Genomic DNA, 15,571 nt, shown 5'->3' with positions numbered 1-15,571 from the left:
GTAACGGATTTTGTCCACAATGTAGGGGCGAACTGCGTTCGCCCAAAAGGTACATTATCAAAGCGCAAGTCCCTAACTACCTGAGATCGATCGAAATGGGATTTAATAAAAATAAGGCCGCATGACTAGCCATTTCTTCTGATAAATAAATCTTTTTATATTTAATAATCCCCGTTTCTAGAAAAGAATCCCTTAACATGGCTTTTGTCCCACTATTAAAGTCCGCTTCGTAAAAAACTTCTTTAATTCCCGAAGAAATAATTAGTTTCAAGCAGGAAATACAGGGTTCTAAAGTAACGTAAATACTAGCTCCTTGGGTAGAAATACCGTGTTTAGCCGCTTGAGCGATCGCATTAGCTTCGGCATGAATTGCCCGAGAGGGAATTTCTCCGGATTCCCGACAGGTTCCCAAACCGGGATAACAAAAACCCTGGGCAGTACAATGAACCGTTCCCGATGGGGAACCATTGTACCCCGTGGCTAAAACCTGCCGATCTTTGACAATTACCGCACCGACGGGAAAAGCTAAACAGGTGGATCTGGTGGCGGCTAATTTAGCGATCATTAAAAAGTATTCGTCCCAAGTCGGTCTTTTTTCTTCAGAGTTGATCACGGTTTCATACCAAGCTAGAAAAAGCGAAAAAGAGGGGGTTATCTCTGATAGCTTATCATTAGTTGACCTCTAAACCAATTAAAGCACTACCCTGACTACCGATCGCGTAGTCAATGTAGTCACCAGCCTCTTCTAACTGATAACTGCTCACTGATTAAGGAATAGCATAAAAACTGAAAAAACCTCGAAAAATTAATAATAATTTAAATAATTTGACTGCTTGAGAATAATTGAGATTTTGGCTGATAGCTAAACCCTGACGACCAGAAAAATAACAGAAATTCTTAAGAAGCTAAAGGGTTTAAATCCCCAGAGAGGGCATTGTAAAATGAAGCGGTTAGTTATCTACTAGAAGAGAGGACTTTTCCGTCCTAGCGACGCAATTCTATGGAAATCTTTAACCCAAATTGCCAAGGAGACTGAATTTTAATGTCTGTTAATTTTCTAGGGGTTGGTTTGTTTCACCCTCTCCTGACCCCTTATCTCGCCCTCCATATACCCGACGGCTTTTTGAGTCCATCGGTGAGTCTATTTACTTGGATAATTGCCGTTGTCCTGATTGGCTTTTCTCTCAAAAAAGTGCGCGGTCACTACGCTGAACGGGCTGTACCTTTGATGGGAGTTTGTGCCGCCTTTATTTTTGCCGCCCAGATGATTAATTTTCCCATTCCGGGGGGAACCTCCGGACATTTGTTAGGGGGGACTCTCGCGGGGGTTTTACTCGGTCCCTGGGCGGGTTCTCTGGTGATGGCGGTGGTTTTTATCGTGCAAGCTTTATTTTTTCAAGATGGTGGTTTAACGGTTTTAGGGGCTAATATCGTCAATATGGGTCTGATCGGGACGTTTGGCGGTTATTATCTCTATCTGGGGATTAGAAAAGCCTTCGGTTTTCATCGTTGGCGCAGTATGGCGATCGCTGTTGCCGTCGCTGCTTGGACAAGTGTGGTGGTGGCTGCGTTGGCTTGCGCCCTGCAATTGGCTTTATCGGGGACTGTACCGCCTTTAGTCGCCCTTGTGGCCATGTTATCTTGGCATATCCTCATCGGTATCGGGGAAGCGGTGATTACCGTTTTCGCTGTCGGTTATATCTGGCGAACTCGTCCCGATCTCCTCTACGATCCGCCCCATTCCGTTAATACTTCTGTTTCCCCTTCCTAAGCTTCTCGTCAATAAAGCAATTAATTCGATGAATATTCGCAAAAATAGCCAATTTTTTCTGATTGGTCTGGTATGCTCCCTAATTGTTGCCGTTTTTCTTTCTCCCTTTGCCAGTCCCGATCCCGACGGACTCGATCGAGTGGCGGAAGACTTGCAATTTAGCCAAAAAGAAGACCCCAACGCCCTCGGTAATCATTTACCCTTCGCCCGAATTTTTGATGGTTATGCCCTCAAAGGTGTTCCCGAAGGTGTCGCCACTCCCCTCGCCGGTTTTCTGGGAACTCTTGCCACTTTCGGCATCGCTTGGGGTATCGGTAAATTAGTGATTCCAAAATCCCAAAATCAGGAATAAGTAGATAGGAGTCGAGAAGTGGGGTAGTGGGGTAGTGGGGTAGTGCGGCATTTGGCTGAAATTTCCCTAAATCCCTAAATACCTAAATAACTGATAACTGATAACTGAATAAATGCTACACATTGCCACTTTTTCTCGCGAAAATGAGTGCCAAAATTGCGGTTTTTGGCAGAAACTTGCGCCCCATACCCGGGTTTTAGTGACTCTTTTGTTAGTTTTTGCCACAGCCTTAACCCCGAATGGTAGCTGGGAAACTTGGGGGATTTACGGATTAGGATTAATTATTTTAATTCTGATCAGTCGGGTGACTATTAGCGTACTTTTACGAAGAGTAGCGATCGAATTTGTCTTTATCGGTGTGGTTTTATTGGGAACTCTTTTTCGTGATGGCGGGGAAATTCTTTGGTCTTGGGGATTTTTGCGGATAACTAGCGAGGGATTGCTGGTTTTAGGCAGTGTGGCCTTTAAAGCTTTTCTCTGTCTTTGTACGGTCAATATTCTGGTTTTAACCACAGCAATTCCCGACCTGTTACAAGCCTTAGTTACCCTGAAAACTCCCCCTTTATTGGTGGCAATTTTAGCTTCTATGTATCGTTATCTAGCTGTTTTGATCACTGAATTTAATTCCATGCGAAGGGCAGCAATTGCGCGCAATTTAATGAGTAGTCCCCGATGGCAACGGTTGCTAGTGGGACACATGATCGGCGCTTTATTTATCCGCACCTACGAACGTGGCGATCGCATTTATCAAGCCATGTTATCGAGGGGTTACACTGGTTCCTTGCCTTCTGTACAGGTTCCCCAAAGTAAGCTGAAAGATTATCTCGCTATAATTGCCATAGTAATTCTGATCCTCTGGGGTCAAATGGTACATCTACTCAGGTAAAAGTCTCGTTTTTCATGCACCACAACCCGATTTTTATTGAAAACCTAGTTTATACCTATCCTGACGGTACAGAAGCGTTAAAAGGTATTAATTTAGCCATTGAAGCTACGGAAAAGGTGGCTTTGGTAGGGGCCAATGGATCGGGAAAATCCACCTTATTACTGCATTTTAACGGTATTCTCCCGCCGCAAACCGGTAGAATCACCGTCGGTCCGTACCAAGTTAAACCGGAGAATTTAGAAAATATCCGCAATTTTGTCGGTTTAGTCTTCCAAAACCCCGACGATCAGCTATTTATGCCCACTGTCTGGGAAGATGTGACTTTTGGCCCGATGAATCAGGGAATTCGGGGAGAGGATTTAAACCATCGCTGTCATCATGCTTTACACGCGGTGGGATTGGATTCCCAGCATTACGGTAAGAGAAACAGTCAGAATCTATCGGGGGGTGAAAAAAAACGCGTGGCAATTGCAGGGGTTTTAGCCATGTTACCGGAGGTCTTAGTTTTTGATGAACCTAGCGCCCAACTGGACCCCCGGTCCCGTCGGCAATTAATACAACTGTTGGCCACTTTACCCCAAACCCAAGTGATCGCCACCCACGATCTCGATCTGGCTTTAGAACTATGCGATCGCACGGTGGTGTTAAGTCGTGGTCAGGTGGTAGCTGAGGGAGAAACCGCTAGGATTTTAAGTAATCGGGAATTTTTGGAACAACACGACTTGGAAACACCCCTTTGTTATAGTCGTCCCTACTGTGCGATCGCTGATGCCCCCTATACTGATGTCTGATGCACAATTTGGAGATTTATTATCGGTTTCTTGCATTATGAGAGAGGACAAAAGCGAGAAAGTCTGACATTCTTGAGATAGGTAGCACGAAAATCGAGGCCATTTCTCACGATGCAAGCTCTGCTAGAAAAAGCTCAGATAGCGTTGAATAAAAAGGACTGGGAGACAGTAAACGCCAGCATACAGCGACTTTTAAACCAAAAAGATGCGATTGAACCGATTATTAACGATGAAATCCTCGATTTAGCCCTAGAAGCTTTACAAAAATGCGATTTTCAACAGCGATGGGAGATAGCGAAACTATTTCCTCAAATCGGTCAATCGGCGATCGCTCCTCTAATTGCCCTGTTAGAATCCGAGGAACAAGATGGGGAAATGCGCTGGTTTCTGGCGAGAATTCTCAGTCAATTTGACGATCGAGCCTGTATTCTCGCTCTCAGTCAATTATTGCAAAGATCGGAGGAGGAGGAACTCAGCCAAATGGCTGCGGCTGCTTTAGCTAATATCGGCAGTTCTGCCATCTCTAGTTTAGGACAATTACTGTCCGACTCTAATACCCGTTTTTTAGCCGTACAAGCTTTATCACAAATTCGCCGGCCGGAAATTATCGAACCGCTTTTAACTGTAGTTAAGGATCAATCTAGCGCCATTCGGTCCATGGCGATCGAAGCTTTAAGCAGTTTTCACCATCCCCAGATTACTGCGATTATCCTCGATGCTTTACAGGATCCGGCCATCGAGGTGCGACGGGAAGCAATTAAAGCTAGTAGTTACCTAGGGACGAATTATCCCCAAGCAGATTTACTTAACCATCTGCAACCGCTGTTATTCGATGTCCACCTCGAGATCTGTCAAGAAACGGCGATCGCTCTCGGTCGTATCGGCACAGCAACCTCAGCTAAAGCTTTAAATCCACTGCTGCAATCTTCCTTAACTCCCGATAGTTTAAAATTAACTGTAGTGCGAGCATTGGGCTGGATCGAGGATAGAGAAGCTTTAAATTATCTAGAAAAGGCTTTATATAGCGAAAATGTCCTAATTTGTCGGGAAATTATCGCTATTCTCGGCCGGCAAACCTGCCAGAAATTACGCCAACAAGCAGGGGAAATTCTCAGTAATTTTTATCACTCCCGTCCGGCGCTCTTCACTGATACGGGAGTTAAACAGTCTCTAGCGATCGCTTTAGGAGAATTAGATCGGGACAATAAAAGTATTTTGCTGACTTTAGCAGCCGATGGGGAAGCAATCGTCCGTCTTCATGCTCTTAGCGCCCTGAAAAAGCTAGATCATGGGAATATCTAGCTAATTTACCGCTGCACAGATGTGATGAATTTGTCAGTGATCCGCATCCATTTCCCCAAGGATAGCGTTTAATTTCTCCTGCGCTTCTTGAGCAAATTGGGCATTAATGGAAAAATTGAGGCTCTCTTATTCTTTGTGTGATAAGTTTAACTTATATATTAGTGATCGATCTTTGTGTCCTTTGTGTCTCTGTGGTTCGTTCCACTCACTGCCCCAAGACTGTATCTTAGAATACATTTTAGCCACCAAACCTAAGAGAGCCATCTATCTGATTAGTTAAAGCTAAAACATATCTTTCTACTATTACTGATCACTTACTAATAAATGATTCTAGCTGATAGCTGATAACTAAAAAACTGATTACTGATTACTGATCACTGATCACTGATTTAAGGTCTTTGCAGGAAGATTAATTCTTCAACGGGGAGGAAATCATAGTATTGACCTTGATTAGCTAAAACTGCGATTAAATGGAGACGAGCATCGGGTTCAATGTGTAATCCTTCCCAGGGGACAGCAATCTCCAAACATTGATTAAAAGAAGCTTTGGCACTACTAGGAACTCGTTGCCAAGTAAAATATTCTTGAGCGACTTCTAACCAAGTAAATTCCGTGATTAAATTAACTCCTAGATGATGATGATAACCGTAATCGAGGGGCGATCGAGGGGGAATATCTGCTAAGGGAATTGGACTTTGCAGACGATGCACTTCATCATAATACCAATATAAATGTACTTCAGGCGGGATATCTTTGCCTAATTCTGCCCCCGGTTTCCAATCGAAACGCAGATAAAAATTGAGGTGATCCCAACCGAAAAAGAGCCTTTGTACTAAGGAAGTCCGGTGCATTGTACCACTGGCGCCGCCAATTTCGATCCGTCCAGCTTTATCCCAATCCTGTTCGTCCCCAAAACCGTCGATAATGGGGTGAATGAAAGCCAGCGGACGATTACTTTGTTTATCCCCGTGTTCTTCCACCGGTTCGAGCAAATAGGAGGGAATTGGCTCATTTAAAGCTTGATAAAGAGCGATTAGGTGTTCGCGGAAAAGTTGGTCAAAAATTGCGTCATGATTGGAGGAATGGCCATAACCAAACCACCAAAACCAATCGGAACCCTCCGCTGCATACAATGCTTCCCACGCATCGGGGTTATTATCTTCCGTCGCTTCCGGGTGATTAGCGAGGGTTTGACGGGCTAAAATTAGATATTCCCAAGCTTTATTTTTAGCGGGATCGCCGATCCAAGTGGTAAAATTGGCATCGATCCAAGAGCCGCTATGAAGTTGATTGACAGGGATTTTAGCATTAGCCGGAAAGCGATCGAGATATTCCGAGACGGTGACTAATTCGATCGCTTGGTGGTCGCTTAAAAGTTGATAAAGATTCTCTAGGAAGGGTAAACCGTCTTGATGATAGTTTTCCCAACAGTTTTCGCCATCTAGCGCAATGGTAACTAACCAGGGTTTTTCTAGCGTCGTGGTTTCTGCGTTGGTTTTCAGTTGTTCGGCGATCGCTTCTAGGTGTTTAACTAAGTCTGTAGCGGCCTCTTGCGCTTTCATGCCACTATAGCTAAATCCGATCAGATCCGAGAGACGATGATCGCGGAAAACCATCGATAAATTGCCGTTGCTAGTTTCCAGAAGGTAGGGACTATAAAGCAATTCTGGTTCGCTAATATTGCCTTTTTCGTCGCGATGAAAGTAATGTCCCAGAGACCAACCTAACACCCCCTCATCGGAACATAACCACTGAAAACCCTGTTTAGCGACAGCGGGGAGAATTGCGGGACTAACGGATTGTTCCGAGGGCCAAAGTCCTCGAGGTTGTTTATCAAAGCGATCGATATAGATTTGCCAAGCTTTCCGGAGATGGCGGCAAATATCTTCAGGATAGTGGAAATATTGGCGAGGAAGGGTCATATTCGGCACCGCTACCCGGCCGGCTTCCGAGTTGGCCAGCAGGGGTAAAATCGGATGGGTGTAGGGACTGGTAATGATTTCTAGTTGTCCGGTTTCCTGCATTAACCGGTGTTGCGGCAAGATACGACGCAGAATTTGACGCTGTTTGGAGATAATTCGCTGGCGATCGCTTAAAGTGAAGTTTTTTCCCTGTTCTAACCAAGCAGCGATTTCTGGGTCACTGTGAAAGATAGGATCGATCCAAGCGAGGTTATGCCAAGCCAAGAGATCGCTATAATCTTGGAGATGCCAATGGCTAATACACCAACTATGACCGTTTTCTTGACGCTGTGCGTATAATTGGGCGTAACGGGGGTGCGGATCGATCAGGGTACGATGGTTAGCATCGAAAAAGTGTTCGAGGATAAAGTGTTTTTGTGCCAGGGTTAACTGCGCTTCTGGGGTGACGGTGAGGGCAAGATAGGGGTCTATAGCTAGTCCGTTGACGTAATCCTCTAATTGCAGGATTAAAGAGGGGACAAGGTTGACAGTTTGGTGTAATTTGGGAAAACGTTCTAGAATTAAGATTAAATCGAGATAATCTTTCACTCCATGCAGTCGCACCCAGGGTAAGCGATATTGTCCCGAAGCATCGGTGCTAGTTTGACAGGATTTGTAGAGGGGTTGGTGTTGATGCCAAATAAAAGCGACGTAGAGAGGATAGGCCATGATAATACCGAGGAAAAGTGCATATAACAGGCTTTAAAGCCGTTATATTAGATAATAATGGACAATAAAGCCCATTATAGATTCTTAAAAGTTGATTTCGGTCACTACCATAATCCTATCAACTGGTTTTGAGGGGGTATCGTCTCTTTGTATTTGTTAAAGGATCGGCTCCTCTGGTGGTGAGTATTGGGAGTTCAGCAGTAAGCTGTTCGTAATTTAAATTGCGGGCTCTCCTGGTTTTCCTGTATTAATTTTTGTTATGAATTAAAGCAAGCAAACAGCTTAATTGGTAAATTCATAACTTATTCTTTTAATAAGCTTTATTTTGGTATTCATTCCCTCAATTAATCCGTCGGTTGTATGATTTTCAAAGTAATTACAAATACCAGGCAAATGCTTCTGGATCATGCTGGCACTACTTTGATATAATATTTCGCTTTTCCAATTTTCTCTCAGCACCTCTGAACGTTCTACTACTTTGATAAATTTGTCTAATTTCTTCTTTAATTTCCCAGACTATTCCCAAGCATGAATGTTCTTTCAGGATAACTTCTAGTTGTTGTTTTTGCTCGTGCTTTAAGTCCTCTTTATTCTTCCATAATAAATGAGGTAATCCTTTTTCATGCACCCCCATTAACTTTCTCAATTTATTAAGCTCGTCATTGATGATAGCCATTACATGAAAACGATCATAGATGATTTTAGCATTGGGAAATAATTCCTTGCTCACTGCTGTAAATCCTGACCACATATCGACGCTCACTTCTTTCACCTTCTCCCGAACTGTTTCTGGCTGTGCTTTTAAGGATTCCCAATTCATCTTGCTTATGTCCTTTAATCACATCTAGTAAAATTTTCTTGTCCAGATCTACGACCGTTGTTATGAAATCTTTATGTCCTTTTAAGTTACTAAATTCATCTAAGCTTATTCGTTCTGGTGCTTCCCACTCTTCCTTTTCTAGTTCTTTAGCACAGTGATTAAATATTAACTGAACTTCTGACCATCCTAACCCTTCTTCTCGACTTATTTCTTCGATACTACAATTTTTTACTCTCTCATAAATCATCGATTCATAGCGGATTGTATGATGCTGTCTTAATCTCATAAAACTCCTGAGAGGGGGACAAGCGAGCTAGAAGGTAGATAGGGCAAGCGATATTGCTCTTTGTCCTTTGATGCAATCCTTCAACCGATAGCGGCTAATTTGCATTAGCTCTTCTATATTTTTTAGGAACATTTGATGTAGCTGGAGCCAATGATAGAGATGTTGACCCACATAAAAACTGCTGTGTCTGCGTTGACCTTTATATCTTTTTTCGGGTCTTGTGACATATTTTTGGATTCCCATATCCTTAATTTTTTTACCTTGTAGTGTGGCACTTGTATAGGCGATAGCTATAACAATTATCAGCTTTGATAGGTATTGCGGTGCTAATTGAGAACCTTCTAAGCTATAGCATCCCGACTTAAAATCTCGGAACATCTCCTCAATATCAAATCTTTTTTGATCGGCAATTATTGCCGTCTCTAAATCCCCAAAATTTGTCAGAATATATTAAGGTTCTTTTGTTTGAAAACCCCCATAGGTTTTTTTCCACTTACCCGCTAAGTTAAACTGTCCAAATCCCTGCTCTTTTGTAATATTGACATCCTTCAAAAATAGTTTAGTTCCTGGACTTAAACCTAACTCTCTCATTTCTGGATAAATTCCTTCTTTTGTCTTCACATTTGTACTTTTGTCTTTAATTCCTTTAACAACTTGATAGCCTTCCTCCCATTTCTCCAAAAAATTGACGATTAGTTCGGGGGGATATTGAAAGTCGGCGAAGACTAAAATAAACGCATCCCCAGTTCCTTGTAAAAGTCCGTAATAGCTAGAACGAACAAAGCCAAAATTCCTAGCGTTAATGATAATTTTAACTCTAGAGTCGCTTTGAGAGATTTGCTCTAATATGCTGACTGTTTTATCTTGAGAGTCATTAGACCTCGACCTAATATTATCTCAAGACTAAAAGTCTTTCTAGTTAAGAAGCTTGCCCGAATAGAAATAATTTTAATTGTCCCATGTTTTTCTTAAAGGATGTTTGAAAAGTCAGGAGACCACTAGGGGTAGTGTCGTGATATATAGCGGTTCTCACACCTGTGTGGCACAGTTAAACCTTTGCTAATTAGGGTTTTCAACATCGATAATATACCTCTTGCGAACAGGAAACGCTATAGGCGCTTTTAGGCTTCTGTTATTGAAAAGAGAGGCAATTTTTCGAGGTTGCTTATATTACAATATTTCATTGTACAGCTTTAAATACTTAGATGCTTGAATCTCAAGAGTAAATTCTTGCTCCACTTTTTGCCTTGCCCGAATGCACAATTGGTTATACCTTTCTGTATCTTCTAATACCCAATTAATTCCGCTTGCTAAGTCTTCCACCTCGAAGGGGTGAGCCAGATAACCATTCTCTTGATGTTCGATCATATCAGGCATTCCACCAATTTTAAAGGCAACAGATGGAGTGGCACAAGCGAGAGCTTCCATGACTGTATTGGGAAGATTATCCTCAATTGAGGGAGCGACAAAAATATCGGCGGCGGCATAGACTAAAGCTAGGGAAATATCATCATTTAATCTGCCTAAATAATGGGTTTTTAAGCCGAAATCAGGCGGATTCACTGGTTCAGAGGCACCGAAGACCACTAACTCTAATTTATGCCACCATATTTCCCCCTGCTGTTTAACAGGGAAATAGAACCCAACAGTATGGCCGTGACGTAGTACCTCAACGGGAGTCTCAGCGTATATGTATTTAGGGAGTTCGCTCCGAAATTCTCGCACCCCAATTTTCTCAATGTATTGTGTACACAGTGTAGCACTATTTGAGAAAGGACATCAACAAATAACTTTACTCATGTTTTACCAGATGAAATTTTTAATCTGGTTTAAAGAAAATGCCATCCATCTGCAACATCCTCCCAGTTTTTTCGGCAGTAAACCCTGGTTCAATACCGTACAGTTCGTAACCTAATTTTTCTACGATATGAATCATTTCTTTAAACAGGACTTGACTTTCGTAGAGAGGGACTAAAGATAATTCAAGCTTAATACCTTTAACCAAAGGCAAAATTGCGGTTGCTCCTTCTAGCACTTGTTTTTCCAATCCTTGCACGTCTATTTTGAGGAAAATGGATTTAGTTTCGCTTTTGATATAGTCCTTGGCAATGGTATCTAGCCTGCTCAATTTTACTGTTTCTGAGCCAGAGTAAGCTGATTCCGGTGCAGATTCTAAGTGAGCATCCAGCATTGGCAAAGCTGAACTACTATAACTATTACCAGCAATATTGATGATAATTTCACCTTCTTGGTTGCCGATGGCAGCTTGGGGAGCAATTTCCCACAGAGGGTCTTTTTCACTAACAGCTTTTAACTGAGAGTAAGCACTTGACAGTGGTTCAAAGGAAACTATCCTCCCCGAATAGCCTAATTCTCGCAGTAATTTAGCATATTGCCCAATATTAGAGCCAACATCGAATACTAAGTCAATATTGTGATAGGCCAACAAGCGCTGCATTTTCGCCGCTTCGGATGTTTGGATATTGTATCTTTTTAGATCAATTCCTAAACTTCTGGAGAGTTTCTTAATCGTTTTTTTGATCATGACAGATAGTTAATTAACCGTATATGTGGTCGTAAGATTGCTGCTAGTGATGAGTGGATAAGAAAACTGCTATCAGAAAAGTCTATACAAACTCTGGCTATTTATAAATAAAAGTTATAATAATTCTTGATCGTAATAGCTTAGCATATTTTAGCAACTTTCTCGATCAAGCTAAAGTAGTGAGGCGTAGATTGAGTGGGTTTGTTCTGCACATTTTTCCCAAGAAAAACTCTTTACCCTTGCCTTTCCTAATTCTACAAGCTTTTTTGTTAAATCTGAATCAAATAATACTTTTTCTAGCGCATTAGCAATACTCTCCATATCATAGGGATCGAAAAATTCGGCTGCATTACCAGCCACTTCTGGAAATGAACTTGTGTTGCTACAGACAACGGGACAGCCAAATGACATAGCTTCTAGGATTGGTATGCCAAATCCTTCGTAGAGAGAAGGATAGACAAAGGCAGATGCTTGACTGTATAATTTTGCCAAAGTTTGATCGTTGCCATTAATATGTAGAACTTTATCTTCACTTAGTCCTAAACCGTCAATTAAATTAAGTTCATCTTGAGAAAATTTCTGACCTCCCGCGCATAACAAATTGAAGTTACTATTAAGACTAGAATGGCTGGCATAGGCTTTAACTAATCGAGAAAAGTTTTTGTACCATCCCCGCTGTCCAACATAGAGAATATAAGGATGATAAGAATTTTGCTTATATAATTTAGAAGTTACTGAAGGCGCAGAAATTAGAGAGTAACCAAGATAGACCACCGCTATTTTTTCAGCATCTATATCAAAAATATTTATCATATCTTCCTTAGTACTGTTAGAAATACATATAACATGATCTGCCCTCTTAATTGCTTGTAATTTAATAGAGGAAAAGTCTTTTTTTCTCCCTAGGAATAAGTTAGCAGATTTAGGTGCAGAATCAGCGAATTTTTCATCAATCATATCATATACTGTAATTACTTTTTTAGTTTTAGATGAATTGGCGGCAATGCTATTAAAAGTGTAGTATGTTTCATGAAGAATATCAGGAGTATCAGATTTTATCCAGACTTTAGATATTAGAGCGTTGATAAAATCTACAATCCTAGTTGTTTTAGGTATTGATGGTCTTTTCCATCCATTAACCAAATTAGGAGGACAATGCTTTAAATATTCATTTATATATAAACCCGCCAGAATTTTTACTTCACAATCGTCGAAGTTTGCCATTCGTGTGGATAACTCGTAAAAATACCGAGAAACTCCCCCATATTTTTGGAAGGTAAAAACTTGATGATCGTAGACAATTTTCATGACATTAATTTGTCTGTAGTTATGTGATCTATTTTGTTGAAATTTGTTTTAAAATAATATCTCTATCTGAAAATAATTTGCTTTTCATTCGTTTACTAATATATGCATATAACAACTTAGAAAGCCTTCCAGATAAAATTTTGAATAATCGATTATTAATCGTTTGGTCAGTAAGGATATGCAAACCATAATTGCTAGTAGAATAAAAATTTAAGGACATTTGTTTTGCTAAGAAATCGAGAGTCTTATGCTGAAAAAAAGATATGTGCTGACCTGTTTCATGGGCATAGTACCACCAATCATTTGGTGCTGGGGGAAGCCCATCAAAAAGCTGAGTTGAAAAGATCAAAGTTTTGCATTCTGTACTTTCAAGCGATTTGGATATAAATTCTACAGGATCATACAGGTGTTCAAGAACTTCAAATGCAGTAACTGCCGAAAAAGCATTGTTTGTATTACTAGCTTCAAAATAATTTGCGAATATATTTTGACAGTATAGATCTGACCAGTAAAAATCAAACCCTACATCTCTCATCAACCTTGTTAATAGTCCATAGCCACCTGCTATGTCTAAATATTTGCCATTTTTTTCAAATAAATAATACAAAATACAAGTTAATTTTTTTGATATAGTAATATTTCTCACTACTAATCCTGTATCTGTAGATGCTATGGCATTTTGATAGGCTTCTTCTAACCAGTAGGGTTTTTCAGTTTGCAGGAAACCACAATTTTGGCAGAAAAAGTAATCAACTTCATATTTTTGTAAAAGTTTGGCTCTAAAAATTTTTTCTCTGCCTGATTGACAAATTGGACATTTATTATTACTCATGATAGGTATTTTCCGTTAGAATTACTTTGCTTTTGTTATAATTCGCTTCAATCTATTATTCAATCTGGTAAATAGACTTAGATTATAATCATTTCTTTGAATAAAATCATCTGCCTCAACATGACGCAGCAAAAATGGAGGATGTTTTAACGGAAAATTCATTTCTTTAACAGGAAGACTTGCCACTCTACTTTTACTACCAATTGTATGAGTGGCATCTTCACCAAAACCAATATTACTAACTAAATTTACATTGGGAAGGATTGTTAGACTATTCTGAATCCAACAGGCAAACGTCCATGGATAATCCCAAGTATCAACTTGATTATCATAAGCAGTTTGAAAAATCTTCGTCCAGTATTTGACAGCCTGAGTTTCTCCTAAAATAAACTCAAGCCAGTTACCATCACGAATTTCTTGCCATAGCTTCATTTTAACATCATAATATTGCCACGCTCTCCTCCAAGTTGCCCAACCCCAGATATGATTATAGCGAGAGAAATAGTAACTGTACTCCGTGCGCTTTCTGCCAAACTGAAAATTATCCCCCGAAATAGCCATAATTCGTTTATCATTTCTATAATAATCAAGCAAGTCTTGGCAAAAGCGAAAAAAACTAGGATGTGGCAAGCAGTCATCTTCAAGAATAATTGCTTCTTCAACTGTATGGAAAACCCAATCTAAACCACTCGACACCCGATTCTTACAACCTAAATTTAAATCAGAATAATTCGTCAATACCTCACAATCCCAATCAACTCCATCAATAATAGCACGAGCAGACTTACACTTTTCAACATCATCTGGTCTATCAGTAAGCGGACCGTCAGCAACTACTAATAACTTAGGCGGTTTCGCCTGACGGATAGCTTCAAATACCCTCGCCGTCGTGTCTGGTCGATTGAAAATTAGGAAGGCGACAGGAGTTGTTAATTGGAAATAATCCATTACTGTACTATCCTCTTAGTTATTTTTAATCAAAAAGTTACTTTTTTCTGGAAAATATTCTTTTATACAATAATTATACAAAAGAATATCATATTTATTATATTCGGCTATCAAATGATATGTAGATTCGGGCATGATATCATTGCATTTATAATCATATTGATTCAAATGAGGAACTTTTATTTTTGTCTGGCATGGTGGCGCGGCATTGTTTGAATTGTCTAAATTTATTTTATCTAAAAACACCAAGGCTGAGGACTCAAAATCTTCAAATAAACCAACAAAATACATTTTGTTTAAATTTTCAACAGCTTTGGCAAAAGAACTCGAATCGACTTCTTTCATCCTTCCAGAAATATACCTGCAAGCCATATTTCGCACCTCCCGGCAATTTTTGAAAAAATCTGGCATATCTTTTGAATATTTATGCCAGGGAATGTTGGAATTTCTTTGGCACATTTGAAAATAAGAAAAACATCTATTTATAGGATTTCTCAAAAAAACAACATATTTAAATCTTTCAGGCGGACATTTTATAGATATGGGTAAATGTTTACCCATACCAATAAAATTAGCCGAATAGTTAGACTTTTCTAATATATATCTTAAATAGGTTCCTCCTGTTTTCGGGATATGTACTATCCCTATTAACTCAGGATCAAAAGTATACTGATTATTGTGAACATCGATTATCCAATTATGAATATCAGGGGAAATATGAGTTCTCATTAGCTTATCAAAAGTATCGTAAAACTTTCTGGAGACTCTATTGTATATTAGAGTTTTCGCTATCTGTCTAACATCAATCTCGGTAAATCCTAACATCTTGACAATCTCTCCTCGGCTTAAATGGTGTAGTCCATAAACTATTGTAGTCTATCAGGACGCGGACCATCGGCAACCACTAATAACTTAGGTGGTTTCGCCTGACGAATGGCTTCAAACACCCTCGCCGTCGTGTCTGGTCGATTAAAAATCAGGAAGGCCACAGGAGTGGTCAGTTGGAAGTCAGTCATAGACGGATTTACTTTTAACTCGCAGCATCATAACCCAGCCTGACCAAATTGTCAACTCTAGGCTAGTGGGACTACCAAAATCCA

Annotated in this window: 13 protein-coding genes and 4 pseudogenes; 5 read left to right on the top strand and 12 right to left on the bottom strand. The window is 40.3% G+C overall.

What is annotated here, in order from left to right; genetic code table 11:
• Positions 1-76: 76 nt before the first annotated feature.
• Positions 77-613, bottom strand: a complete 537-nt coding sequence (locus ACQY1X_RS16570) for a deoxycytidylate deaminase (protein ID WP_110578255.1) — start codon at positions 611-613, stop codon at positions 77-79.
• Between the two features lie 429 nt (positions 614-1,042).
• Here ACQY1X_RS16570 and ACQY1X_RS16565 point away from each other — a divergent pair, with 429 nt between their 5' ends.
• The 5 genes from ACQY1X_RS16565 (at position 1,043) to ACQY1X_RS16545 (ending at position 5,102) form a co-directional block, all read left to right on the top strand.
• Positions 1,043-1,771 (top strand): energy-coupling factor ABC transporter permease, encoded by a 729-nt coding sequence (locus tag ACQY1X_RS16565; RefSeq protein WP_002755902.1) that lies wholly within the window; start codon positions 1,043-1,045, stop codon positions 1,769-1,771.
• A gap of 28 nt (positions 1,772-1,799) precedes the next feature.
• Positions 1,800-2,123 (top strand): PDGLE domain-containing protein, encoded by a 324-nt coding sequence (locus ACQY1X_RS16560; RefSeq protein ID WP_430014900.1) that lies wholly within the window; start codon positions 1,800-1,802, stop codon positions 2,121-2,123.
• 112 nt (positions 2,124-2,235) lie between these two features.
• Positions 2,236-3,009 carry a cobalt ECF transporter T component CbiQ gene (cbiQ, locus tag ACQY1X_RS16555; RefSeq protein WP_430013163.1) on the top strand — a complete coding sequence of 258 codons (774 nt, stop codon included), beginning with the start codon at positions 2,236-2,238 and terminating at the stop codon, positions 3,007-3,009.
• Between the two features lie 14 nt (positions 3,010-3,023).
• Positions 3,024-3,800 (top strand): energy-coupling factor ABC transporter ATP-binding protein, encoded by a 777-nt coding sequence (locus ACQY1X_RS16550; RefSeq protein WP_430014899.1) that lies wholly within the window; start codon positions 3,024-3,026, stop codon positions 3,798-3,800.
• A gap of 111 nt (positions 3,801-3,911) precedes the next feature.
• Positions 3,912-5,102, top strand: coding sequence for a HEAT repeat domain-containing protein (locus tag ACQY1X_RS16545; RefSeq protein ID WP_430014898.1), 1,191 nt, complete (start codon positions 3,912-3,914; stop codon positions 5,100-5,102).
• A gap of 389 nt (positions 5,103-5,491) precedes the next feature.
• Here ACQY1X_RS16545 and ACQY1X_RS16540 read toward each other — a convergent pair whose 3' ends face one another.
• The 11 genes and pseudogenes from ACQY1X_RS16540 to ACQY1X_RS16490 form a co-directional block, all read right to left on the bottom strand.
• Positions 5,492-7,732, bottom strand: coding sequence for a glycoside hydrolase (locus ACQY1X_RS16540; protein ID WP_430014897.1), 2,241 nt, complete (start codon positions 7,730-7,732; stop codon positions 5,492-5,494).
• A 257-nt stretch (positions 7,733-7,989) separates the two neighbouring features.
• Positions 7,990-8,844: pseudogene (locus ACQY1X_RS16535) on the bottom strand (ISL3 family transposase); the annotation flags it as partial.
• Between the two features lie 21 nt (positions 8,845-8,865).
• Positions 8,866-9,216 carry a hypothetical protein gene (locus ACQY1X_RS16530; protein ID WP_430013159.1) on the bottom strand — a complete coding sequence of 117 codons (351 nt, stop codon included), beginning with the start codon at positions 9,214-9,216 and terminating at the stop codon, positions 8,866-8,868.
• Between the two features lie 222 nt (positions 9,217-9,438).
• Positions 9,439-9,714, bottom strand: a pseudogene (locus ACQY1X_RS16525) (glycosyltransferase); the annotation flags it as partial.
• 294 nt (positions 9,715-10,008) lie between these two features.
• Positions 10,009-10,458: pseudogene (locus tag ACQY1X_RS16520) on the bottom strand (glycosyltransferase); the annotation flags it as partial.
• Positions 10,459-10,657: 199 nt separating this feature from the next.
• Positions 10,658-11,383 carry an FkbM family methyltransferase gene (locus ACQY1X_RS16515; RefSeq protein WP_430013158.1) on the bottom strand — a complete coding sequence of 242 codons (726 nt, stop codon included), beginning with the start codon at positions 11,381-11,383 and terminating at the stop codon, positions 10,658-10,660.
• A gap of 171 nt (positions 11,384-11,554) precedes the next feature.
• Complete coding sequence (locus ACQY1X_RS16510; RefSeq protein ID WP_430013157.1) at positions 11,555-12,691, bottom strand: glycosyltransferase family 4 protein; 1,137 nt, start codon at positions 12,689-12,691, stop codon at positions 11,555-11,557.
• 28 nt (positions 12,692-12,719) lie between these two features.
• A complete protein-coding gene (locus ACQY1X_RS16505; protein WP_430013156.1) occupies positions 12,720-13,523 on the bottom strand; it encodes a class I SAM-dependent methyltransferase in 804 nt (267 codons plus the stop codon).
• Positions 13,524-13,544: 21 nt separating this feature from the next.
• A complete protein-coding gene (locus ACQY1X_RS16500; RefSeq protein ID WP_430013155.1) occupies positions 13,545-14,471 on the bottom strand; it encodes a glycosyltransferase family 2 protein in 927 nt (308 codons plus the stop codon).
• Between the two features lie 15 nt (positions 14,472-14,486).
• A complete protein-coding gene (locus ACQY1X_RS16495; RefSeq protein ID WP_430013154.1) occupies positions 14,487-15,296 on the bottom strand; it encodes a hypothetical protein in 810 nt (269 codons plus the stop codon).
• A gap of 50 nt (positions 15,297-15,346) precedes the next feature.
• Positions 15,347-15,487 (bottom strand): annotated as a pseudogene (locus ACQY1X_RS16490) (glycosyltransferase family 2 protein); the annotation flags it as partial.
• Positions 15,488-15,571: the final 84 nt, after the last annotated feature.

It is taken from the genome of Microcystis protocystis FBCC-A270, assembly GCF_050500235.1.
Classification (GTDB): Bacteria; Cyanobacteriota; Cyanobacteriia; order Cyanobacteriales; family Microcystaceae; genus Microcystis; species Microcystis ichthyoblabe_A.
This window is presented reverse-complemented; position numbering and strand designations above follow the sequence as displayed.

Bases quoted from the DNA above. Each gene is read 5' to 3' on its own strand.
- ACQY1X_RS16550 (WP_430014899.1), top strand. From the start codon at position 3,024: ATGCACCACAACCCGATTTTTATTGAAAACCTAGTTTATACCTATCCT.
- ACQY1X_RS16560 (WP_430014900.1), top strand. From the start codon at position 1,800: ATGAATATTCGCAAAAATAGCCAATTTTTTCTGATTGGTCTGGTATGC.
- ACQY1X_RS16515 (WP_430013158.1), bottom strand. From the start codon at position 11,383: ATGATCAAAAAAACGATTAAGAAACTCTCCAGAAGTTTAGGAATTGAT.
- ACQY1X_RS16500 (WP_430013155.1), bottom strand. From the start codon at position 14,471: ATGGATTATTTCCAATTAACAACTCCTGTCGCCTTCCTAATTTTCAAT.
- cbiQ (WP_430013163.1), top strand. From the start codon at position 2,236: ATGCTACACATTGCCACTTTTTCTCGCGAAAATGAGTGCCAAAATTGC.
- ACQY1X_RS16545 (WP_430014898.1), top strand. From the start codon at position 3,912: ATGCAAGCTCTGCTAGAAAAAGCTCAGATAGCGTTGAATAAAAAGGAC.
- ACQY1X_RS16565 (WP_002755902.1), top strand. From the start codon at position 1,043: ATGTCTGTTAATTTTCTAGGGGTTGGTTTGTTTCACCCTCTCCTGACC.
- ACQY1X_RS16530 (WP_430013159.1), bottom strand. From the start codon at position 9,216: ATGTTCCGAGATTTTAAGTCGGGATGCTATAGCTTAGAAGGTTCTCAA.
- ACQY1X_RS16540 (WP_430014897.1), bottom strand. From the start codon at position 7,732: ATGGCCTATCCTCTCTACGTCGCTTTTATTTGGCATCAACACCAACCC.
- ACQY1X_RS16505 (WP_430013156.1), bottom strand. From the start codon at position 13,523: ATGAGTAATAATAAATGTCCAATTTGTCAATCAGGCAGAGAAAAAATT.
- ACQY1X_RS16495 (WP_430013154.1), bottom strand. From the start codon at position 15,296: ATGTTAGGATTTACCGAGATTGATGTTAGACAGATAGCGAAAACTCTA.
- ACQY1X_RS16510 (WP_430013157.1), bottom strand. From the start codon at position 12,691: ATGAAAATTGTCTACGATCATCAAGTTTTTACCTTCCAAAAATATGGG.